The 22,233-nt window shown below is 68.1% G+C and carries 15 protein-coding genes and 1 pseudogene; 10 read left to right on the top strand and 6 right to left on the bottom strand.

All coding sequences use genetic code 11. From position 1 onward, the window contains the following. The first annotated feature begins 8 nt into the window (after positions 1-8). The 5 genes from KW83_RS06915 (at position 9) to cysE (ending at position 6,791) form a co-directional block, all read left to right on the top strand. Positions 9-641: a DUF2460 domain-containing protein gene (locus KW83_RS06915; protein WP_036176584.1), complete on the top strand. Its 633-nt coding sequence runs from the start codon at positions 9-11 to the stop codon at positions 639-641. Further along, positions 638-1,501 carry a DUF2163 domain-containing protein gene (locus KW83_RS06910; RefSeq protein ID WP_036176581.1) on the top strand — a complete coding sequence of 288 codons (864 nt, stop codon included), beginning with the start codon at positions 638-640 and terminating at the stop codon, positions 1,499-1,501. Before KW83_RS06915 ends, KW83_RS06910 begins: the two co-directional genes overlap by 4 nt. Further along, a complete protein-coding gene (locus KW83_RS06905) occupies positions 1,498-1,932 on the top strand; it encodes an NlpC/P60 family protein (RefSeq protein ID WP_036176578.1) in 435 nt (144 codons plus the stop codon). The genes KW83_RS06910 and KW83_RS06905 overlap by 4 nt, the downstream gene beginning before the upstream one ends. Then, positions 1,932-5,918, top strand: a complete 3,987-nt coding sequence (locus KW83_RS06900) for a baseplate multidomain protein megatron (protein WP_036176575.1) — start codon at positions 1,932-1,934, stop codon at positions 5,916-5,918. The genes KW83_RS06905 and KW83_RS06900 overlap by 1 nt, the downstream gene beginning before the upstream one ends. A gap of 66 nt (positions 5,919-5,984) precedes the next feature. After that, positions 5,985-6,791 (top strand): serine O-acetyltransferase, encoded by an 807-nt coding sequence (gene cysE, locus KW83_RS06895; protein WP_036176573.1) that lies wholly within the window; start codon positions 5,985-5,987, stop codon positions 6,789-6,791. 72 nt (positions 6,792-6,863) lie between these two features. On the opposite strand, the gene typA is transcribed toward cysE, so the two are convergent. From typA to KW83_RS06870, 4 genes and pseudogenes are all read right to left on the bottom strand, one after another. After that, a complete protein-coding gene (typA, locus tag KW83_RS06890; protein ID WP_036176571.1) occupies positions 6,864-8,681 on the bottom strand; it encodes a translational GTPase TypA in 1,818 nt (605 codons plus the stop codon). Between the two features lie 153 nt (positions 8,682-8,834). Continuing rightward, positions 8,835-9,698, bottom strand: coding sequence for a mechanosensitive ion channel family protein (locus KW83_RS06885; protein WP_036176959.1), 864 nt, complete (start codon positions 9,696-9,698; stop codon positions 8,835-8,837). Between the two features lie 113 nt (positions 9,699-9,811). Then, positions 9,812-10,510 carry a ribulose-phosphate 3-epimerase gene (gene rpe, locus KW83_RS06880; protein WP_036176569.1) on the bottom strand — a complete coding sequence of 233 codons (699 nt, stop codon included), beginning with the start codon at positions 10,508-10,510 and terminating at the stop codon, positions 9,812-9,814. A 763-nt stretch (positions 10,511-11,273) separates the two neighbouring features. After that, a pseudogene (locus tag KW83_RS06870) lies at positions 11,274-12,492 on the bottom strand (IS3 family transposase). A 318-nt stretch (positions 12,493-12,810) separates the two neighbouring features. On the opposite strand from KW83_RS06870, the gene KW83_RS06865 reads away from it, so the two are divergent. The 3 genes from KW83_RS06865 (at position 12,811) to KW83_RS06860 (ending at position 14,627) form a co-directional block, all read left to right on the top strand. Next, a complete protein-coding gene (locus KW83_RS06865; RefSeq protein ID WP_036176565.1) occupies positions 12,811-13,212 on the top strand; it encodes a hypothetical protein in 402 nt (133 codons plus the stop codon). 56 nt (positions 13,213-13,268) lie between these two features. After that, positions 13,269-13,484 carry a hypothetical protein gene (locus KW83_RS20480; RefSeq protein WP_152563502.1) on the top strand — a complete coding sequence of 72 codons (216 nt, stop codon included), beginning with the start codon at positions 13,269-13,271 and terminating at the stop codon, positions 13,482-13,484. A gap of 156 nt (positions 13,485-13,640) precedes the next feature. Further along, entirely contained in the window at positions 13,641-14,627 is a 987-nt protein-coding gene (locus KW83_RS06860; protein WP_051928330.1) for a hypothetical protein, read from the top strand. A 101-nt stretch (positions 14,628-14,728) separates the two neighbouring features. Here KW83_RS06860 and katG (KW83_RS06855) read toward each other — a convergent pair whose 3' ends face one another. Continuing rightward, positions 14,729-17,035: a catalase/peroxidase HPI gene (katG, locus tag KW83_RS06855; protein ID WP_036176563.1), complete on the bottom strand. Its 2,307-nt coding sequence runs from the start codon at positions 17,033-17,035 to the stop codon at positions 14,729-14,731. 321 nt (positions 17,036-17,356) lie between these two features. Between katG (KW83_RS06855) and KW83_RS06850 the strand changes: the two genes are divergently transcribed. After that, on the top strand, positions 17,357-18,247 hold the full coding sequence (locus tag KW83_RS06850) for a cation diffusion facilitator family transporter (RefSeq protein WP_036176560.1): 891 nt from the start codon (positions 17,357-17,359) through the stop codon (positions 18,245-18,247). 163 nt (positions 18,248-18,410) lie between these two features. On the opposite strand, the gene katG (KW83_RS06845) is transcribed toward KW83_RS06850, so the two are convergent. Continuing rightward, entirely contained in the window at positions 18,411-20,624 is a 2,214-nt protein-coding gene (katG, locus tag KW83_RS06845) for a catalase/peroxidase HPI (protein ID WP_036176958.1), read from the bottom strand. 101 nt (positions 20,625-20,725) lie between these two features. Between katG (KW83_RS06845) and KW83_RS06840 the strand changes: the two genes are divergently transcribed. Next, positions 20,726-21,634: a hydrogen peroxide-inducible genes activator gene (locus KW83_RS06840; RefSeq protein WP_036176557.1), complete on the top strand. Its 909-nt coding sequence runs from the start codon at positions 20,726-20,728 to the stop codon at positions 21,632-21,634. Positions 21,635-22,233 lie beyond the last annotated feature (599 nt).

Raw genomic sequence — 22,233 nt, 5'->3', positions numbered from 1 at the left:
GGACGGACATGGCCTTTCACGACGTGAGATTTCCGACCGCCCTGAGCCTGCGGGCCACCGGGGGGCCGGAGCGGCGGACAGAGATCGTCACCCTTGCCAACGGGTTCGAGGAGCGCAACACGCCGTGGCAGCATTCGCGCCGCCGCTACGACGCGGGGACCGGGCTTCGGTCCATGGCCGACCTGGAACAGCTCATCGCCTTCTATGAGGAACGGCGGGGGCAGCGTCACGAATTCCGGTGGAAGGACTGGGCGGATTTCTCATCTGCCAGGTTCGGAAAGAGCCGGAGTTTCGGCGATCAGATCCTTGGGGTGGCCGACGGCGCGACGGTCTCGTTCCAACTGACGAAGACCTACGGGCTGGGAACCACCGCCTATCGCCGGCCGATCACCAAGCCGGTGGCCGGAACCGTGGTCGTGGCCGTGCAGGGCGATCCGATCTATGAGGGTGAGGGGTTCGACCTGGATCCGGGCACCGGCATGGTCGTTTTGCGAGAGCTTCCGGTGGCAGATGCGGTCATCACCGCGGGGTACGAATTCGACGTTCCCGTGCGGTTCGATACCGACCGGATCGACGTGTCCATGGATACGTTCAACGCGGGTCAGATCCCGAATGTCCCGGTGGTCGAGGTGCGGGTATGACGGGGGTTCCCGCGGATCTGCGCGCGCATCTGGAAAGCGGGGCGACGTCGCTCAGCCGATGCTGGCGCATCGTGCGCCGGGATGGGCGGGTCTTTGCCTTCACCGATCACGATCTGCCGATCTCCTTCGGTGGTGCCACCTATGGCCCGAGCGAGGCGCTCTCGGCGCGCGCGCTGGAGCAGACCACGGGCCTGTCGGTGGACAACTCCGAGGCCATGGGCGCGCTGTCCGATACGGGGCTGACCGAGGACGACATCCGCGCCGGCCGGTTCGACGGTGCCGAGGTGGAGATCTGGCTGGTGAACTGGTCCGATCCGGGCCAGCGGATGCGGCTCTTTCGCGGCGAGATCGGTGAGATCGAGCGGGCGGGGGGCGCGTTCAAGGCAGAATTGCGGGGGCTGTCGGAACGGCTGAACCGTCCGCAGGGGCGGCTCTACCAGCGTCAGTGCCGCGCGGTTCTGGGGGACCGGGAGTGCGGGATAGACATGTCGGCGCCGAAAATGTCGCGGCTGGTCAAGGTCGTGGCCGTGTCCGGCACACGGGTGGATCTGCCGGAGCTGGTCAACGAGGAGGGCTGGTTCGCCAACGGAAGGCTGGTGGTTCTGGACGGCGACGCAACGGGCGACGTGCGCGCCATCCGGTCCGATCAGGTCGCGCCCGGCGGGCGGCGGGTCGATTTGTGGGAAAGCACCGGCGCCGTTCTGAAGGCGGGCGACCGGGTGCGCATCGAAGCGGGCTGCGACAAGAGCGCCGCGACCTGCCGGACGAAATTCGCCAACATGGTGAACTTCCGCGGCTGCCCGCACCTGCCCGATGAGGATTGGCTGATGTCCTATCCGGTGAGCGGGGACGCGGAATGAGCCGGGTCGTCGAGGCCGCGCGAACCTGGCTTGGCACACCCTACGTCCACCAGGCAAGCTGCCGCGGCGCGGGGTGCGATTGCCTGGGACTGGTCAGGGGAGTCTGGCGCCAGGTGATCGGGCGGGAACCGGCGGCGCTGCCGGCCTACACGCCCGACTGGAGCGAGGCCGACCGGTGCGAGGCGCTGTGGCACGGTGCGCGGGCGCATCTGCGCGAGGGGGATCCGCAGGCGCCCGCGCCCGGACAGGTGCTGCTGTTCCGCATGACGTCCGCGGGTGTGGCCAAGCATCTGGGCATTCTGACGGCAGCCGGCGCCGCGCCGCGCTTCATCCATTCCTATTCCGGCCAGGGGGTTTGCGAATCTCCCCTGAGCCTCCCCTGGCGGCGGCGGCTCGTCGCGGTATTCGACTTTCCCGAAGGAGCGATCTGATGGCGACGATACTTCTGTCGGCGGTGGGCGGCGCGGTGGGCGCGTCGCTGGGCGGTGGCGTTCTGGGCCTGTCGTCGGTGGTCATCGGCCGCGCGGTCGGCGCGACCCTGGGCCGGGTCGTCGACCAGGCGGTGATGGGCGCGGGCTCTCAGGTGGTCGAGCAGGGGCGGCTGGACCGCTTGCGGCTCACCAGTGCCGGAGAAGGCCAGCCGGTCCCGCAGGTCTTCGGACGATTCCGGATTCCGGCGCATGTGCTGTGGTCGTCGCCGTTCCGCGAGGAGGTGTCGCGCACGGGCGGCGGCGGCAAGGGGGCGCCGAGCCAGCCGACGGTGGACGAATACAGCTACTCGATCTCCCTTGCCCTGGGGCTGTGCGAGGGCGAGATCGCGCGGGTCGGCCGGATCTGGGCGGATGGCGAGGAAATCGAGCGCGACAGTCTCGATCTGCGGGTCTATCCAGGCGACGAGCGGCAGCTTCCCGATCCGCTGATCGCCGCAGTGATGGGGGCGGAAAACGCGCCGGGCTACCGCGGCCTGGCCTATGTGGTTCTGGAAAACCTCGGGCTGGGTCGATTCGGCAACCGGGTGCCGCAGTTCAGCTTCGAGGTGATCCGGAACAGCGATGGCGGCCGCGGCCGCGATATGGCCGATCATGTGCGCGCCGTGGCGATGATCCCCGGAACCGGCGAGTATTCGCTGGCCACAACTCCCGTGCGGGTCGAGACCGGACTGGGCGAAAGCGAATACACCAACGTTCACGGCAAGGTCGCGAACACGGATCTGCTATCGTCCCTCGACGCGCTGACCGGTGAGTTGCCGCGCTGCAGGGCGACGTCGCTGGTGGTGTCGTGGTTCGGCAACGATCTGCGCTGCGGCACCTGTACCGTCGAGCCGAAGGTCGAATATGCGGAGCGCGACGGCGTCGAGATGCCCTGGCGCGCCGGCGGCATTACGCGGTCCGAAGCGTGCGAGGTGGCGCGGCTGGAGGGTCGGCCGGTCTATGGCGGCACCCCGTCCGACCAGTCGGTGCTGGAGTCGATCCGGGCCCTGAAGGAGGCCCGCCAGGCGGTGATGTTCTATCCGTTCGTGCTCATGGACCAGTTGGCCGGCAACGGCCTGCCGGATCCCTATGGCGACGTCGAACAGGCCAGGCTGCCCTGGCGCGGCCGGATCACGGGCCGTGTGGCGCCGGGGCGGGCGGGCACGTCGGACCGGACCGCGGCGGCCGATGCGGAGGTCGCTGCGTTTTTCGGCACGGCCCAAACCGGCGATTTTTCCGTCGGCTTCGAGCGGCAGCCGGCGGGCGTGGCCGCCGTTGCGGGCGACACCGGGTCCAGCCGTGCCGCGGGCCGGTTCACGCAGGGCCCGACCGAACCCCAGGTGACGATCCGCTATACGGGCGACCCGGCGTGGAGCTACCGGAGGTTCATTTTGCACTACGCGCATCTCTGCGCGGCGGCAGGCGGCGTGGACAGCTTCTGCATCGGCTCGGAGATGGTCGGCCTGACGCAACTGCGCGGCGCGGACGGCTTCCCGGCGGTCGAGGCGCTGCGGGTTTTGGCCCAGGACGTGCGCGCCATCCTGGGGCCGGACACGAAGATCGGCTATGCGGCCGACTGGACCGAGTATTTCGGCTATCAGCCGCCCGATGCGCCCGGCGATCTGATCTATCACCTCGACCCGCTCTGGTCGGATCCGCTGATCGATTTCGTCGGTATCGACAACTACATGCCGCTGAGCGACTGGCGGGACACCCCCGGTGAGGCCGATGCCGCCTGGGGCGGAGTCCACGACCTGTCTTATCTCAAGTCCAACATTCTGGGCGGTGAGGGATACGACTGGTTCTATGCCGACCGGGACGCGCGGGACCGGCAGATCCGGACGCCGATCACGGATGGATCCTGGAACGAGCCCTGGATCTGGCGGGTAAAGGACATCCGGTCCTGGTGGCGCCAGTCGCATCACAACCGCATCGACGGTGTGCGCGACCGCGTTCCCACCGGCTGGATCGCCGGGATGAAGCCGATCTGGTTCACCGAGATCGGCTGCGCGGCGGTGGACAAGGGAACGAACCAGCCCAACAAGTTCCTGGATCCGAAGTCCTCTGAATCCTCGCTGCCCTATTACTCGACCGGACGCGCGGATCCGCTGATCCAGGTGCAGTATATCCGCGCGATGTACGAGTTCTGGGAGGATCCGGCGAACAACCCCGTGTCGGACATCTACGGCGGGCCGATGGTGGATATGGGCCGCGCGCATGTCTGGGCCTGGGACGGGCGGCCCTATCCTGAGTTTCCTGGCCTGCCCGATGTCTGGAGCGATTCCGCGAACCACGACCGTGGGCACTGGCTGACCGGGCGGTCCGCGCACCGGCGGCTGGCGTCGATCGTGGCCGAGGTCTGCCGCGCGGCCGGGCTGACACCGCGTGACATCGATGCCGATGCGCTGACGCAGATGGTGCGCGGCTACACGATCCCGACGCTGGGCGACGGTCGGTCGGCACTGCAGCCGCTGATGCTGGCTTACGGCTTCGATGCGGTCGAGCGTGGCGGCCGGCTTGTGTTCCGTCCGCGCGGAATTGGCGGGGACGTGCCGATCGACCCGAGCCTGGTGGTCGAGAACGCGGAGCAGTCGGGCGATGTGGTCAGGATGCGGATGCCGGAGGCGGAGCTTGCCGGGCGGGTGTCGCTGGGTTTCGTCGAGGATGGCGCCGATTTCGCCGCGACGACCGCCGAGGCGATCTTTCCCGACGAGCGCAGCCACGCCCTGTCGCGGACCGAGCTGCCGCTGGTGCTGACCCGCGCCGAGGGACGGGAGATTGCCGAGCGGTGGCTGGTGGAATCGCGCGTTGCCAGGGACCGGGTGCGGCTGGGTCTGCCGCCGTCACGGCTGTCGGTCGGTGCCGGCGATGTCATCGACCTGGATGCGCGGAGCTACCGGATCGACCGGGTCGAACAGGGGGCGTTCCAGCAGATCGAGGCGGTCAGGATCGAGGCCGCGGCGCATGGCAAGTACGTGCTGGACGCGGCGCCGCGGCCGATGACGCAGCGGCGCGCGGCGGTACCGCCCTTGCCGGTGTTTCTGGACCTGCCGCTTCTGGCTGGCGATGAGATCCCCCATGCGCCCCATGTCGCGGCGACGTCGCGCCCCTGGAGCGGGCCGGTGGCGGTGTTCTCGTCGCCGGAGGACGCAGGCTACGGCCTCGACACGGTGCTGAAGCGCGCGGCGGTGATCGGCACGACCCAGACGCCGATGGTCCGCGCGCCGTCGGGCCGGATCGACCGGGGGCCGGGCTTGCGGGTGCGGCTGGTGTCCGGTGTGCTGAGCTCGGTCGGGGAGGCGGCGCTGAGATCGGGTGCCAATGCCATGGCCATCGGGTCGGGGCTGGACGATCTGTGGGAGGTGTTCCAGTTCGCAACCGCCGAGCTGGTGGGCGAGCGGACATGGCTTCTGGGCGGGCGGTTGCGCGGTCAGGCCGGAACCGATGGCGTCATGCCCGAGGTCTGGCCCGCCGGAAGCCGTGTCGTGCTGATCGACGGCGCGCTGAGCCAGGTCGATCACGGTACGGCGAACCTGGGTGTGTCGCGGCACTACCGAATCGGGCCGGCGTCCCGGCCGCTGGATTCGGGAACGTTCCTCCATGGGGAACGGGCGTTTGACGGTATCGGCCTTAGGCCCTACCGGCCCGTTCACCTTCGTGCCCGCCAGGCCGCCGGAGGCCTGGACGTCATGTGGGTCCGGCGCACGCGGATCGGCGGCGACAGCTGGACAGGGCTGGATGTGCCTCTGGGAGAGGACACGGAGGCCTATCTGGTCACCGTCTCCACGGAGGGGCGGGTCCTGCGGGAGGTGCCGGTCTTCGCCCCCGCATGGCGCTATGGCGACGCGGCGCGGGCGGCCGATGCGGGGGCCGGGCCGGTCACGATCGGCGTGGCGCAGCTTTCGGCCAGGTTCGGGCCCGGCCCGGCGGCAACGCTGACACTGTGATCGGGGCTTTCTCCGGTGCGCGCGGTCTCTATATAAGGGATCAGTGCAGCACCGGAGGGCGTTCCCATGAGCCTCAAGGCGAAATCCCTGACCAAACTCGACCCCGTCTGGCAACGGATCCGGGAGGAAAGCCAGCAGGCGACCCAGGATGAGCCGCTGATGGGCGGGCTCTTTCATGTGTCGGTCCTGCACCACGACAGCATCGAAAAGGCGCTCTCTTACCGCCTGTCTCTGAAGCTGGCCAGCGGCGAGATGCCCGAGCAGATCCTGCGCGAGATCGCGGACGAGGCCTATCGGGACGACCCTTGGCTGGGAGAGGCGGCCCGCGCGGATCTGGTGGCCACCCATGAGCGCGACCCGGTCTGCACCCGGTTCGTCCAGCCGCTTCTCTACTTCAAGGGCTACCAGGCGGTACAGTCCTACCGCGTCGCCCACTGGCTCTGGACCAAGGGCCGGGCGGACCTGGCCTATTTCATCCAGATGCGGACCTCTGAGGTGTTCGGCGTGGACATCCACCCGGCGGCGAAGATGGGCAAGGGGATCATGATCGACCACGCCCATTCCATCGTCATCGGCGAGACCGCGAGCGTCGGCGACAATGTGTCCATGCTCCATTCGGTGACGCTGGGCGGCACCGGAAAGGAGCACGACGACCGGCATCCCAAGATCGGCGACGGCGTCCTGATCGGCGCCGGGGCCAAGGTGCTGGGCGCGATCCGCGTGGGCCATTGCTCGCGGATCGCGGCAGGGTCCGTGGTGCTGGAGGACGTGCCGCCGATGAAGACCGTGGCGGGCGTGCCGGCCCGGATCGTGGGCGAGGCCGGCTGCGCGCAACCTTCGGTGATGATGAACCAGCTCTTGGGACGCGGGTAGCGGCTCTGTCCGGGTCGCGTCAGGCACGGGGGGACCGTGCCGGACGCGGACCGTCCGTCCCGCGCCGGAATGTCAGGCCTGCTTGGCCGCGCGCTTGCGCTCATGCGGATCGAGATGGCGCTTGCGCAGACGGATGGCGTTCGGCGTGACCTCTACCAACTCATCGTCGTCGATATAGGCGATGGCCTGCTCCAGGCTCATCGTCACGGGCGTGGTCAGGCGCACGGCCTCATCGGTCCCCGAGGCGCGGACGTTGGTCAGCTGCTTGCCCTTCAGCGGATTGATCTCAAGATCGTTGTCGCGGGAGTGTTCGCCCAGGATCATGCCGGTGTAGACCGGCTCCTGCGCACCGATGAAGAACTTGCCGCGATCCTCCAGCTTCCACAGCGCATAGGCGACCGACGTGCCGTTCTCCATCGAGATCAGCACGCCCTGCCGGCGGCCCGGGATCGGACCCTTGTGCGGGGCCCAGGCGTGAAACACGCGGTTCAGGACCCCGGTGCCGCGGGTGTCGGTCAGGAACTCGCCGTGATAGCCGATCAGCCCGCGCGACGGCACATGGGCGATGATGCGCGTCTTGCCGGCGCCAGCCTGGCGCATCTCGACCAGCTCTCCCTTGCGCGCGCCAGTGATCTTTTCGATCACCGCGCCGGAGTAGTCGTCATCCACGTCGATGGTGGCTTCCTCGATCGGCTCCATCGTCTGGCCGTCGACCTCGCGCAGCAGCACCCGGGGACGGGAGATCGACAGCTCGAACCCCTCGCGGCGCATGTTCTCGATCAGCACGCCCATCTGCAGCTCGCCCCGGCCGGCGACCTCGAACGCCTCGCCGCCCGGGGTGTCGGTGACCTTGATGGCAACGTTCTGCTCGGCCTCCTTCATCAGCCGCTCGCGGATCACGCGGGACTGGACCTTCTTGCCGTCGCGGCCCGCAAGCGGGCTGTCGTTGATGCCGAAGGTGACGGTGATGGTCGGCGGGTCGATGGGCTGGGCGGGCAGGCTCTCGTCCACGGCGAGCGCGCAGATCGTGTCGGCCACGGTGGCCTTGGACATGCCCGCAAGGCTCACGATGTCGCCGGCGACGGCCTCTTCGATGTCCTGCTGGCCGAGACCGCGGAAGGCCTGGATGCGGGTGACGCGGAACTGCTCTATCTTTTGGTTGGAACGGCTGAGCGCCTGCACGGTGGCGCCGACCTTGAGGCGGCCGGATTCCACCCGGCCCGTGAGCAGGCGACCCACGAACGGGTCGGCGCCCAGCGTGGTGGCGAGCATCCGGAAATCGTCATCCGCGCGCTTTTGCTGCTTCGGCGCCGGGACGTGGCGGACCACCAGGTTGAAGAGCGCCGACAGGTCCTTGCGCGGGCCGTCGAGTTCCGGGTCGCACCAGCCGTTCCGGCCGCTTGCGTAGAGATGCGGAAAGTCCAGCTGGTCCTCATCGGCGTCGAGGCTGGCGAAGAGGTCGAACACCTCGTCCAGCGCGCGGTCGGGTTCGGCGTCCGGCTTGTCGACCTTGTTGAGCACCACGATCGGCCGCAGGCCGAGCGCCAGCGCCTTGGAGGTGACGAACTTGGTCTGCGGCATCGGCCCCTCGGCGGCATCCACCAGAAGCACGACGCCATCGACCATGGACAGGATACGCTCGACCTCGCCGCCGAAATCGGCGTGGCCCGGCGTGTCCACGATATTGATGCGCGTGCCCTTCCACTCCACCGACGTGTTCTTGGCCAGGATGGTGATGCCCCGCTCGCGCTCCAGGTCGTTGCTGTCCATGGCGCGCTCCGCCACCTGCTGGTTCTCGCGGAAGGCGCCCGATTGTTTCAGCAACTCATCCACCAGCGTGGTCTTGCCGTGATCGACATGCGCGATGATGGCGATGTTTCTGAGGTCCATGGGCGTATCCGTCGGAATGAAGGGGGTCGCGGCGGCCTTACAGGTGGGGCTGGGGGTTGGAAAGCGCAATCCACCGCAGATGCCGGCGCGGGTCGCGGCGACGGCGGTACGCAGGGAGCGCGCGGCGCTGCGAAGGGCCGGCGGCGGGGCGGGTCAGCGGCCGTCGTCGCCCGGCGGTCCGTCGCGTGAAATCGGCAGCGCTTCCTTGAAGGTCAGCGTGCGATAGGGGAACGGGATCTCGATCCCGGCCTCGTCCAGCGCGCGCTTGACGGCCGCCACGACCTTGTCGCGCGAGCGTCGGATGTCCACCGGGGTCGAGCCGGTCCACCACGTCACCTCGAAATTGATCGAGCTGTCGGCGAATTCCTGGGCGAAGATCTGCACGTCCTTCACGTCGTCGCGCACGGAATCGACCCGCTTCACGGCCGCGGAGATGACGTCGCGGGCGGCGTCCACGTCCTCTCCGTAGGCCACGCCCACGATGATCGTGGTGCGGCGCAGGCCGGTCGCGGTGCGGATCGTCACGGGATTCTTGAAAAACATCGCATTGGGCGCCACGACCAGCTGGCCGTCGGTCTGGCGGACGTGCGTGTCGCGAATGGTGATATCCTCCACCTGGCCGTCGATCCCCTCGCATTCGATGAAATCGGACTTCGAGAACGGCTCGCGGATCAGCAGCAGGATGCCGGCCAGAAAGTTCTCGAACACGTCCTTGAAGGCGAAGCCGATGGCCACGCCGCCCAGGCCCAGGGCCGCAAGCGCCTTGCCCGGCGTGATGGTGGGAAACGCGATGGTCACCGCGATGAGGATGCCGAAGAGCCACATGCCGACCGTCAGCAGCATCACGATCACATCGCGCAGCGCACGGCGCATCCGCGCGCGCTTGAGCGTTTGGGGAACGGCCCAGCCGACGATGCGGATCGCGACCCAGACCAGCACCAGGAACACCAGCGCCATGACGATCTGCGGAAGCACCCGCCAGAAGCCGGTCAAATACCCCGAGAGCTGGTCGCGCATGGGGCCGGGAAGGATCTGCCAGATGTCGCTAAGTGCCTGCATGGGCCGGACCTAGGCCGGTGCGCCGCGGGGTCGAGGGAGCGGTCCCCGGGCGGCGGGGCGCCGGTCGCGGGTCACGCGAGCGTTCCGGTCTGCGCATCGGCGGCGCGGCGGATGGCGGCGATGTTCTCTCCGTAGATCCGGGGGCGGTCCGCGGACCCGCCGCGGAACACGGCGGAGCCGGCCACCAGCACGTCGGCCCCGGCGCCGACCACGCGCGCCGCGGTCTGCGGGTCCACCCCGCCGTCGACCTCTATGTGCACGGGCCGGTCGCCGATCATCGCGCGGAGCCGGCGGATCTTGTCGGTCATGTCGATGAAGCTCTGGCCGCCGAAGCCGGGGTTCACCGTCATCACGCAGACCAGGTCCGCGAGGTCGAGCAGATGGGCCGCCGCCTCGGCCGGCGTGGCGGGGTTGAGCGCGACGCCGGCACGCATCCCCGCCGCGCGGATCGCCTGAAGCGTGCGGTGGATATGGGGCCCGGCCTCCAGATGGGCGGTGAGGATGTCGGCCCCCGCATCGGCATAGGCCTGGATGCTGGGATCGACCGGCGCGATCATCAGATGCACGTCCATGACGGTCGTCACATGGCGGCGAAAGGCTTTGACGGCGGGCGGGCCGAAGGTGAGGTTGGGCACGAAGTGGTTGTCCATGACGTCCACGTGAACCCAGTCGGCACCCTGGGACTCGATGGCGCGGATCTCCCGTCCGAAATCGGCGAAATCGGCCGAAAGGATGGAGGGCGCGATCTTGACGGTGCGCTCCAGCGTCACGCGCCCGCTCCGTCCGTGCGGTCCGTCGCCGCGCCGATGCGCCGTCCGGTGGCCGCCGATCCGGCGGGCAGGGCGGCAGGCGCGCCCCGCGGCCGGCCCGGCGGGTCGCGGCGGCAACGGCCCCGGTCGGCAGAGGAGAGGCCGCCGGCGGGTGCGGTCTGCGAAATCATGGTCCTGACCTCCGGTGTCTTTCCAGCGAACGTGGGCGCGGCCGCGCGGATGCGCAAGGATTCCCCGGCCGCGCCAAGGTTGCAAGCCGACCTTTCGGCGCCGCGCCGTCCGATCCGGACCGCGCAGATCCGACCGGTCGAAATCCGCCGCCCACCCGATGCGGCGGAGACGGACCGCCCGCGCGGCACCCGCCACCGCCGTTCCCCCGCGAACGAGCGCCGGACGCCGCGGCGCCGGACCAGGGTCGCGGCGATCGCGACCGCAGCGTTTCCGGCACCGCCCGCCTGCCGCGGCACGAATAGAGGGCCGCGGTGTCCCTGACGCAGTCCGCGTAGTGGGACCCGCCTGAGCACCGACCTGTCGCCTACCCGGCGGCAGGTCTTTATTTTTGGGGGTGTCCGCGAACCGTGTTGGTCCGCTCTGCGGACAGAGCTGCCGTTCAGGCTCTCTGGCGAAGATGCGCTTTCAGTCCTGAAGGATAAAGCTTCGGGCCTTCTGGAAGATCTAAGGTATCCAGCGAGAACCATTCTGCGAAGCATGTGGTCCCACTGTCTTCAGTGAACTGTATGCGCCCTGACCTGCCACTGAACTTTCATCCAGCCGCGATCGGAGCCCAGTTGGTGTTTACGCCAGTTGGCGCAGGTTGAGCAATCGCCCGACGCGCGGAGCTTTCATCTCGCGCAGCGGGGCGGGCGATTGCGGTGGTCAGGGTCCGCGCGTAGGCGGCCGGGGTTTGGTAATCGAAGGCCGAGTGTGGGCGCTCGGTGTTGTAGTCGGCTGCCCAGGCGGCGATCACGGCGCGTGCGTGAGCCAGGTTCCGGAACATGGTCTCGTTGAGCAGCTCGTCGCGCATTCGCCCGTTGAAGCTCTCCACGAAGCCGTTCTGCATGGGCTTGCCCGGCGCGATGTAATGCCACTCGATCCGGTGTTCGGAACACCACCGCAGGATGGCATTCGAAGTCAGTTCCGTGCCGTTGTCGCTGACAATCATACCGGGCTTTCCGCGGCGCTCGATCAGGGCCGTTAGTTCGCGCGCGACACGGCGCCCCGAGATCGAGGGTGAGCCATCGGGCCGCCACCGGTCCGAAGCCGATGGCGAACGGGATCGCGGCGAGACACTCGCGGGTCACGTCGTCGACCACGTTGAGCACCCGGAAGCGCTGGCCGTTGGCGAACTGGTCATGGACGAAATCCAATGACCAACGGGCGTTCGGTCGCGCCTCGACCAGGATGGGAGCCCGTGTCCCGAGGGCCTTGCGTCGGGCCTTTCGCTTGCGCACCGTGAGCCCTTCCTCGCGGTAGAGCCGATAGATCCCCGAGGGCTCGCCCTCGCGGCGCAGCAGGACGAAGAGCCGCCGGTAGCCAAACCGTCGGCGCTCGGTGGCCAGTTCCCGCAGCCGACCGCGCAGCACTGTGTTCGGCGCACGCTGAGATCGATAGCGGATCATCGTGCGATCCGCGCCGACGATGTGGCAGGCCCGTCGCTCCGACAGGCCATGCTTGGCCCGAAGATGCGTAACGGCTTCACGCTTCACGGCGGGCCCTACCCTTTTTTTTGCAATCAGATCCTTCATCGCAGCCAGATCCAGCATCTGCTCGGCCAGCAGCTTCTTCAGCTTCGCATTCTCATCCTCGAGCGCCTTCAGCCGCTTGGCCTCTGACACCGTCATGCCGCCGAACTTGGCCTTCCAGTTGTAGAAAGTGCCTTCCGACATGCCGTGCTTGCGACAGAGGTCCGCGCACTTTGCGCCTGCCTCGTGCTCGGCAAGGATACCGATGATCTGCTCGTCCGTGACTCTCGTTCGCTTCATTGTCCGTCCTCAGGTTGGGTCGGACTCTAATCGAGGCGTGGAGGAAAAATCCCGTGGCAGGTCAGGTGAGATCCAGCGCCTTCGCCTCATTGGCGAGGAAGGGTTCGGATTCCGATCCGACAAGGAGCCGGCCCGAGGCTCATTCACAGGCATGATGGTGCGGGACACCTACACCAAGGCCGCACACTTCATCTTGCCGAAGGAGATGCTGCCACCGGGAACATCGTCCTGACGACGGAGCAGGAATCGACGCTGCCAGCCAGTCTGCCTCATGTCGTTCATGACGAGATCCTGCGCGACCAGGTCACCTGGCTTGCCATGACGTACGACAAGACGGCGAAGACGCCGGAGATCGTGCGAAAGGTTAACGCCTACCGCGAGGACCGGTGGGAGTGCCACAACATCGGCATGTATGACGGTCGTTTCACCCCGGACACAGACGAGGAAACCGTAACCAAGGCGTTCATCGCCGAGAGGATGAAGAATGCCGCGCCCGAACGCAAGACACCGGCCATGCGCCACGGGATCGAGGCCTTCGTTCGTCGCAAGACCGGCAAGGCGGATGCGCCAGACCTTCACCGGGTGATCTATCGACCGTGGCTGTATGCAGGCACGAAGGTCGGCGCCCGGCTCGACAGCAGTTGGGGGCGTCGTGCAGTGCGGAAAACGCAAACCACGACTTTGGTGCCCGCCGTCACCGAACCTACGTCGGGTGTATGAAGTCTTGTCTCAACCCATTCTTGAGATTACGCTTTTCCAATACGCGAGGAGGTTTCATGACTGATCGGCCGGATTTTATCGTCAGTGGAGACGAGGCAAGGCTATTTCCGATACTTGCGGAAACAAGCAAAGAAAAACGGGTGGCCTCCATTTTTCTGGCCGTAATGACGCAGATCCCTGCACTCGCCGAGGAGCTCCTTTCGACCGTCGGTATACGGGTCGGAAAACGCACGCGCGTTCGAGCATTCACCGAAGTGGTGCTGAAGGAATAAGTCGAAGATGGCTGCCGCCCCGATGGGCTCCTGATCATCGACACTGGACGAACCCGGTGGTCAGCCCTGATAGAGGCCAAGATCGGGCGTAACGAGCTGACATCTGAGCAGGTCGCAAAATATGCAGAGCTGGCGAAGGCCAACGGCATCGATGCGGTGATCACGATCTCGAACGAGTTCGTCGCGCGAGCGGATCATTCCCCCGTTTCGATCTCGAAAACACTTCTCCGAAAGGTCGACCTATTCCATTGGTCATGGTCGTGGTTGGCCACCGTTTGCGAGATTCTCGAATACAAGGAAGCCGTGACCGACAGCGAACAGGCATACCTGCTCCGACAACTGAACCATTTCCTCGCGCATCCCGCCACCGGGGTCGAGCGCTTCACCCAGATGACCGCGAGTTGGAAGGACGTGACGCAGTCGGTCCTGAACGACGAGGCATTGAAGAAAACGGCTCCCGAGGTCGAAGCTGTTGCCGCAAGCTGGGTCGCGGAAGAGCGCGACCTGTGCCTGCACATGTCCAGCCATGTCGGCCAAGAGGTCGCTGCCAAGGTCGAGAGGAAGCTCGCCGAAGATCCCGCAGCCCGGCTCAAATCACTGGTGGAAAGCCTCGTTGCTCGGCAGACGATGTCGTCCGTCATACGCGTGCCCAACTGCGCTTCGGACATGGATGTCTGCGTCGATCTTGCCCGGCGGACGGTTGCCGTGTCGATGTCGCTCAAGGCTCCGAGCGACAGGAAATCCACCAAGGCTCGGGTCAACTGGTTGCTGCGAATGCTGTCGGAAGATGACGAACGCCTTCTCATTCGTGCGCACTGGCCCGGTCGTGGAGCTCCGACGACGAAGGATGTCAAGACTCTCCGGAGTGATGCGTCTGCCATCCAGAACGACAATGCGGACGCGACGCCACACACCTTCGAAGTTCTGCTCGTGGAGAATCTGGGCAAGCGCTTTTCAGGTCGCCGCACCGTCATCGAGGACATCGAACGCATCGTTCCCAGCTTCTACGATCTCGTCGGTGTCAACCTGAAGGCATGGCAAGCGCCGCCGCCGAAACCAGTCAAAGCCCGCCACGAGCCCGATCCGGGGGAGCTAGGCCCGGATGATCTGGAAGAGGCTGGAGCGATTCCTCACGACGAATGAGTCAGCCGGCCCTGAGGCCGGCTGAACTTTTCTGGTCCCGCTAGGCGGAATGCGTCACGGTGTTCCGCAGCCCGTTTCCCGTCACGCCCTGGCCGATCCGCTCAGCAGATCGACATGGCCGCCCGCCGCGCCTCTGGCACGTCGAAGCGGTCGAGCATCATCACCTTGGTCCAGGCCCGCACGAAGTCCTTGACCAGCCGCGCTTCGCCGTCGGAACCGCTGTAGAGCTCGGCCACCTGACGCAGTTCCGCATTGGCGCCGAACACCAGGTCGCAGCGCGTCGCGGTATGGCGCGTCCGGCCGCTGGACCGCTCGACGATGTCAAAGCTCATCTCCTGCGCGTCATGCGGCTCCCAGCGGTAGTCCATGGAGACCAGCACCTTGAAGAAGTCGTTGGTCAGCACCCCCTTGCGGTCGGTAAAGACGCCATGCGGCGCGCCGTCGTAATTCTGGTCGAGCGCGCGCATCCCGCCCGTCAGCGCCGTCCATTCCGGAGCGGTCAGGGTCAGCAGGGCGGCACGGTCCAGAAAGATGTGCTCGGGCGCCACGCCGAAGCCCACCGCCGTGTCGTGGTAGTTGCGGAACCCGTCCGATACCGGCTTGAGCCAGTCGAAGCTTTCCGCGTCGGTCTGGTCGTCGGTCGCGTCGGTCCGGCCCGGCACGAAGGGCACGGTCACCTCATGGCCGCCGTCGCGTGCCGCCTTCTCAACCGCCGCGGCGCCCGCCAGCACGATCAGGTCGGCCATGGACACGCGCTTTTCCCCGACGCCGTCGAAGTCCGACTTGATCCGCTCCAACATCGACAGAACCCCGGCCAGGCGGTCGGGCGCGTTCACGTCCCAGTCCTTCTGGGGGGCCAGCCGGACGCGCGCGCCGTTGGCGCCGCCCCGCTTGTCCGTGTCGCGATAGGTCGAGGCGGAGGCCCAGGCCGCCGCCACCAGATCGCGCACCGGCATCCCGGCGTCCAGGATGCGGCGCTTCAGGTCGGCCACGTCGGCCTCGTCCACCAGCGGATGGTCCGCCTCGGGCATGGGGTCCTGCCAGATGAAGTCGCCGCCCACGTCGGGTCCGATGTAGCGCGACTTCGGACCCATGTCGCGGTGGATCAGCTTGTGCCACGCCTTCGAGAACGCCTCCGTGAAATAGTCGAAATCCTCCAGGAAACGCTCGCAGATCCGGCGGTATTCGGGATCCACCTTGAAGGCGATGTCGGAGGTCATCATCATCAGCGGGTTCATCTGCCCCTCGATATGGGCGTCCGGCGTCTTGGGCGCGTCGGGATCCTTCGGGGTCCACTGGACAGAGCCGGCCGGGCTCCTGGTCTGCTCCCATTCGAAGGCGAAGAGGTTCTCAAGATAGCTGTTGTCCCAGTGGGTGGGATGCGGGGTCCAGGACCCTTCGATGCCGTTGGTCATGGTGTGCTGGGCAAAGCCCGTCCCGCGGGGGTTCTGCCAGCCCATGCCCATCGCCTTCATGGGCGCGCCTTCGGGCGCCGGGCCGATCTCTTCCGCTGGGGTCATGCCGTGGGACTTGCCGAAGGCGTGCCCGCCGGCGATCAGGGCCACGGTCTCTTCGTCGTTCATGGCCATGCGCGAGAAGGTCTCGCGGATGTCGCGGGCCGAATCCATCGGATCGCCGTTGCCGTTCGGACCTTCCGGATCGACGTAGATCAAAGCCTGGTGGGACGCCCCGACCGGGTTCTCCAGGTCGTAGTGATCCGACTTCACGTCGCCCTCCCAGCGCAGGGTCCGCGTGACCATCTGGTCGGGGTGGCCCTCCATCGGGCCGGCGGCGGTCTCGGTCGGCTTCTTGCCGTTCCAGCCCTCCGGGCCCCAGTAGGTCGCGCGGTCGGCCTCCCAGGCGTCGATCCGCCCGAAGGCGAACCCCTGGATCGGCAGGCCCATGTCCTCCAGCGCGACGGTGCCCGCCAGCACCATCAGGTCGGCCCAGCTGAGCGCGGAGCCGTATTTCTGCTTGATCGGCAGGAGCAGGCGGCGCGACTTGTCGGTGTTGCCATTGTCCCACCAGGAGTTGATGGGCGCAAAGCGCTGCATCCCCTCGGCCGCGCCGCCGCGGCCGTCGGCGATGCGGTAGGTTCCCGCGGAATGCCACGACATGCGGACCATCTGCGGACCGTAATGGCCGTAATCCGCCGGCCACCAGTCCTGCGATGTATGGAGCAGGGCGCGCACGTCCTCCTTCAGCGCCTCGTAGTCGATGCGCGCGAATGCCTCGCGGTAGTCGAACCCTTCGCCAAGCGGATTGGCCTGCACCGGGTTCTGGTGGAGCAACTCGACCTTCAGCCGGTTCGGCCACCAGTGGTCGAGCTGCGGCTCCGAGCCGAGCGCGCCGCCGACGCGCGTGCCGCGGAACGGGCAGGCGCCCTGGGTTGCTGCGTGATCTTTCATGACGAGGGACTCCTTGGGGATCTTTCCGTCCCTCTCAATGGCGTTTCGTGCGTGCGGTTCCGGCCCGCGTCGTCCTGCCGCCGGTTGCGCCGGGTTCCCGTTGCGACAACCCCTGCGATCTCTCGCAATCGTGACCCTCGGCGCGGGCGGCAGCGGGCGCGCGGCCCGTCTGGCGGCGGCGGCCCGGTCGCGATCTTTGGCCTATGCCCGCCCGCCGAAGGACGCTAGAGCACGCCGCGACGGGGTCGTTGCGAGGCGCGACCGCCCGCCGCCCGTGCCGCTCCCGCCTCACGACGACCGGTCAGACCCCCGGAGGCTGCGATGACCACCACCGTTCGGCTCGCCATCGGAAGCATATTCGTAGGCGCGCTGGTGCTGGCCATCAAGATCCTGGCCTGGTGGCTGACGGGATCGGTGGCGCTCCTGTCCGACGCGCTGGAAAGCACCGTCAATGTCGCCACCGCCTTCGCGGCGCTGATCGCGATCCGCATCGCCGCGCGGCCGGCCGACGCGTCCCATCCCTACGGCCATCACAAGGCCGAATTCTTCAGCGCCGTTCTGGAGGGCGTGATGATCATCGTCGCCGCGTTGCTGATCCTGCGCGAGGCCTATGCGGGCATCCTGAACCCCACGGCGCTGGACCTGCCGTTCGGGGGGCTGCTGGTCAACGGTGCCGCGACGGTTCTCAATGCCATCTGGGCCGGGGTGCTGGTCCGCCGCGGGCGCGACGCGCGCTCTCCGGCGCTGGTCGCGGACGGCAGGCACCTGTTCACGGATGTCGTCACCTCGGTCGGGGTGGCGCTGGGGGTGCTTCTGGCCATCCTGACCGGCTGGTGGGTGCTCGACCCGATCCTGGCGGCCCTTGTCGCGGTGAACATCCTGTGGTCCGGATCGCACGTGGTGCGCGAATCGCTGAGCGGGCTGATGGACGAAGCGGTGCCCGAAAAGACCCTGGACACCGTGCGCGCCGTCATCTCCTCGGAGGCCGGCGGCGCCGTCCAGGCCCATGACCTGCGCACCCGGCACGCGGGCCAGGCGACCTTCATCGACTTCCACCTTGTCGTTCCCGGCGACACGACCGTGTTCGACGCCCATGAGATATGCGACCGCCTGGAGGCCGCGCTCAAGACCGCCATCGACGGCGCGCGGATCACCATCCATGTCGAGCCGGAGCACAAGCAGAAGCGCTCCGGCGTCATCCTGCCCGACTGACGGCCGACTGGCGGCCCGACTGGCGGCCCGACTGGCGCGCTGCGGCGCGGACGGTCGCGGCGGCGGTGCCCGGGCGACCCGGCGCCTGGCACCGCGCCGCCCGGCCCCATCCCGCGCCCGGGCGGGCAGGGCGCCCCCCTGCGGACGGCGCCCCCTCCGGCGGCTACTTGTGCAGGTCGAAACGGTCCAGGTCCATGACCTTGGTCCAGGCGGCGACGAAATCGCGGACGAACTTGGGTCCGGCCCCGTCCTGGGCATAGACCTCCGACAGCGCGCGAAGCTGTGAGTTGGAGCCGAACACCAGATCGCAGCGGGTTCCGGTCCACAATGTCTCGCCGGTCTTGCGGTCGCGGCCCACGTAGGTGACCGCGCCCTCGGACTCAGGCTTCCACTCCGTTCCCATGTCCAGCAGGTTGACGAAGAAATCGGTCGTCAGCTGCCCCGGACGGTCGGTCAGTACGCCGTGCGACGTGGCCCCGGTGTTGGCGCCCAGCACGCGCAGCCCCCCGACCAGCACCGTCATTTCCGGCGCCGTCAGCGTCAGAAGCTGGGCGCGGTCCACCAGCAGCGCCTCGGGAGAGGCGGTATAGGCACGGTCCTGGTAGTTGCGGAACCCGTCTGCCTTGGGCTCCAGCGGCGCGAAGGACTCCGCGTCGGTCTGGTCCTCGGTCGCATCGGCCCGGCCCGGCGTGAACGGCACCTCGATGTCATGGCCGGCGTCGCGGGCGGCCTTCTCGACCGCCGCCGTGCCGCCCAGGACGATCAGGTCGGCCAGCGATACCGGCCGGGCAAAGCCGTCGCGGATACCGTCCAGCACCTTCAGCGTGGCGGCCAGACGGTCGGGATCGTTCACCGGCCAGTCCCTTTGCGGCGCCAGACGGATGCGCGCGCCGTTGGCCCCGCCGCGGCGGTCCGACCCGCGGAAGCTGGCCGCGGAGGACCAGGCCGCGTGCACCAGATCCGCCACCGACAGGCCGCTGTCCAGGATCCGGTCCTTCAGCGCGGCGATGTCATCGGCCCCGATGACGTCATGCTCCCATGCCGGGATCGGGTCCTGCCAGATCAGATCCTCCGCCGGCACCTCGGCGCCCAGATACCGCGCCTTGGGTCCCATGTCGCGGTGGGTCAGCTTGAACCACGCGCGGGCGTAGGCGTCCGCGAAACCGGCGGGATCGGCCAGATAGCCCTCGGCGATGCGGCGGTACTCCGGGTCCGCTTTCATGGCCATGTCGGCGGTGGTCATCATCGGCGCGTGGCGCATCCCGTCGCGATGGGCGTCCGGAACCGCATCGGCCATGGCATCGCCCTTGGGCTTCCACTGATGCGCGCCGGCGGGGGATCTGGTCAACTCCCACTCGTTGTTCAGCAGCGTCTCCAGATAGCTCATGTCCCAGGTGACCGGCGTGGGCGTCCAGGCCCCCTCGATGCCGCTGGTGGTGGTGTGCGGCCCGTGCCCGGTCTCGAACGCGTTCTTCCAGCCGAACCCCATGTCCTCCATGCCGCCGGCCTCGGGCTCGGCGCCCACCAGACCTGCGTCGCCCGCGCCATGGGCCTTGCCGAAGGTGTGGCCGCCCGCGGTCAGCGCCACGGTCTCCGCGTCGTCCATGGCCATCCGGGCGAAGGTGTCGCGGATGTCCTCGGCCGATTTCATCGGATCCGGCTCGCCGTTGCGGCCCTCCGGGTTGACGTAGATCAGCCCCATCTGCACCGCGGCCAACGGGTTCTCCAGATAGCGCCCCTGACCGGACCCCGCGCCGTAGCGCGTGTCCTTGTCGTCCAGCCAGGTGTCCTCCATGCCCCAGTAGATGTCCTCCTCCGGCTCGTAGATATCCTCGCGCCCGCCGCCGAAGCCGAAGGTCTTGAACCCCATGGTTTCCATCGCGACGTTGCCGGTCAGGATGAACAGGTCCGCCCAGGAGATGGCGTTGCCGTATTTCCGCTTGATCGGCCACAGCAGGCGCCGCGCCTTGTCCAGGTTGCCGTTGTCGGGCCAGGAGTTCAGCGGCGCGAACCGCTGGGAGCCGCTGGTCGAGCCGCCGCGCCCGTCCGCGGTGCGATAGGTGCCGGCGCTGTGCCAGGCCATGCGCACGAAGAACGGCCCGTAATGGCCGTAATCGGCGGGCCACCAGTCCTGGCTGTCGGTCATGAGAGCGGCCAGGTCGGCCTTGACCGCGCCCAGATCCAGCTTGGCAAATTCCGCGCGATAGTCGAAATCGGCGCCGTTGGGATCCACCTGCGGCAGGTTTTGGTGCAGGATCTTCAGGTTCAGCTGGTTGGGCCACCAGTCGCGGTTCGACCGGGTGCTGCCCATGACATGGCGCGCGCCGGCATGGGCGACGGGGCATCCGCCTTTGGTGGGTTGGTCGTTTCCGTCCATCATGGTCTGGTCTCCCGCTGGGTCTGGTTTGCCGACGTGTTTAGCAAACCCTCAGCATAAAGAAAAATTGCATTTCCATATCCGCGCGATAACTCTGCGCTATGAGTCACCTGACCCTCAAGCAGCTTCGCTATTTCGAGGCCCTGTCGCAGGAGCGTCACTTCGGCCGCGCGGCCGATCTGTGCCACGTCTCCCAGCCCGCCCTGTCCGTGCAGATCCGGACGCTGGAGACCGGGCTGGGCGCGCCGCTGTTCGAGCGCGCGCCGAAGGGCGTCCGCCTGACCGCCTTCGGCGACGGCTTTGCCGCCCGCGTCCGCGACATCCTGCGCGCGGTGGACGACCTGGAGGACCTGGCCCGGTCGGCGCGAGAGGGCCTGACCGGCCACCTGCGCCTCGGCGTCATCCCGACCGTCGCGCCCTATCTGCTGCCGCGACTCATGCGCCGTCTCCAGCGCAGCTGGCCCGGGCTCGCCATCGACATCCGCGAGACCGCCACCGCGCATCTGTTGCGGGAAATCGCGGACGGGCGGCTCGACACCGCCATCGTCGCCCTGCCGGTCTCCGAACCCGGCCTGCACGAAGAGCCGCTTCACGAGGAACCGTTCGTGCTGGTGCGTCCCGCCGCCGACGGCTCCCGCCCCATGCCGGACCGCGCCGCGCTGCGCGAGATGCGCCTGCTGCTGCTGGAAGAGGGCCATTGTTTCCGCGATCAGGCCCTGTCCTTTTGCGACATGGACCGGGCGCACACCGCCCATGGGCTGGACGCCACTTCGCTCTCGACCCTGGTGCAGATGGTCGGCGCCGGCATGGGCGTCACCCTGGTTCCGGAGATGGCCGTCCCGGTGGAAACCCGGCTGGCCCGGGTCGCCACCGGCCGCTTCGCCCCGCCCGCCCCGTCCCGGCGCCTGGGCATGATCTGGCGCCGCACCACGCCGCTGGGCGGCCAGCTCGCCCGGCTCTCCGCCACGGTCGGGGACGCGCTGCGCGAGACCGGCTCACCCCCCGCGTAACAGACACCGCCCGCGCCCACGCGTCGCCGGACCGCAGCCCGCGCCCGCGCCCGTCCCGCCCTTCATCTTTCCCAAAATATCCCGGGGGAGTCGCCGCAGGCGACGGGGGCAGCGCCCCCTCCCGCGAAAAACTCAAGGCACGCCGCCACGCAGGTGCCGACCGCCGCGATCGGCCCAGCGACCCCGCAACGGCGCTCGCCGGAGCCCGGTCCGCCCGGCGCCGGAACCGCTCTGGGCGATCGACGACTGCCGCGCTCCGCCCGTTCGCGCCCCGATCGCTCCGCCGGAGCGATCGCCGGCAGAGCCGGATCGGCGCTCTGCGGGGCTCCGCCCGTTCGCGCCCCGATCGCTCCACCGGAGCGATCGCCGGATGCGCCGGATCGGCGCTCTGCGGGGCTCCGCCCGTTCGCGCCTCGATCGCTCCACCGGAGCGATCGCCGGCAGAGCCGGATCGGCGCTCTGCGGGGCTCCGCCCGTTCGCGCCTCGATCGCTCCACCGGAGCGATCGCCGGCAGAGCCGGATCGGCGCTCTGCGGGGCTCCGCCCGTTCGCGCCTCGATCGCTCCACCGGAGCGATCGCCGGCAGAGCCGGATCGGCG

Source organism: Palleronia rufa, from assembly GCF_000743715.1.
Taxonomy (GTDB): Bacteria; Pseudomonadota; Alphaproteobacteria; order Rhodobacterales; family Rhodobacteraceae; genus Palleronia; species Palleronia rufa.
Note: the sequence above shows the minus strand (reverse complement) of the source record. Positions and strands in the feature narration are given on the sequence as shown.

What these genes read in the sequence shown, in the direction of transcription:
- KW83_RS06900 (WP_036176575.1), top strand. Translation starts at nt 1,932, where the DNA reads ATGGCGACGATACTTCTGTCGGCGGTGGGCGGCGCGGTGGGCGCGTCG.
- KW83_RS06850 (WP_036176560.1), top strand. Translation starts at nt 17,357, where the DNA reads ATGACCACCACCGTTCGGCTCGCCATCGGAAGCATATTCGTAGGCGCG.
- KW83_RS06885 (WP_036176959.1), bottom strand. Translation starts at nt 9,698, where the DNA reads ATGCGCGACCAGCTCTCGGGGTATTTGACCGGCTTCTGGCGGGTGCTT.
- cysE (WP_036176573.1), top strand. Translation starts at nt 5,985, where the DNA reads ATGAGCCTCAAGGCGAAATCCCTGACCAAACTCGACCCCGTCTGGCAA.
- KW83_RS06840 (WP_036176557.1), top strand. Translation starts at nt 20,726, where the DNA reads ATGAGTCACCTGACCCTCAAGCAGCTTCGCTATTTCGAGGCCCTGTCG.
- KW83_RS06905 (WP_036176578.1), top strand. Translation starts at nt 1,498, where the DNA reads ATGAGCCGGGTCGTCGAGGCCGCGCGAACCTGGCTTGGCACACCCTAC.
- katG (WP_036176958.1), bottom strand. Translation starts at nt 20,624, where the DNA reads ATGGACGGAAACGACCAACCCACCAAAGGCGGATGCCCCGTCGCCCAT.
- KW83_RS20480 (WP_152563502.1), top strand. Translation starts at nt 13,269, where the DNA reads ATGACTGATCGGCCGGATTTTATCGTCAGTGGAGACGAGGCAAGGCTA.
- typA (WP_036176571.1), bottom strand. Translation starts at nt 8,681, where the DNA reads ATGGACCTCAGAAACATCGCCATCATCGCGCATGTCGATCACGGCAAG.
- katG (WP_036176563.1), bottom strand. Translation starts at nt 17,035, where the DNA reads ATGAAAGATCACGCAGCAACCCAGGGCGCCTGCCCGTTCCGCGGCACG.
- KW83_RS06910 (WP_036176581.1), top strand. Translation starts at nt 638, where the DNA reads ATGACGGGGGTTCCCGCGGATCTGCGCGCGCATCTGGAAAGCGGGGCG.
- KW83_RS06915 (WP_036176584.1), top strand. Translation starts at nt 9, where the DNA reads ATGGCCTTTCACGACGTGAGATTTCCGACCGCCCTGAGCCTGCGGGCC.
- KW83_RS06865 (WP_036176565.1), top strand. Translation starts at nt 12,811, where the DNA reads ATGACGTACGACAAGACGGCGAAGACGCCGGAGATCGTGCGAAAGGTT.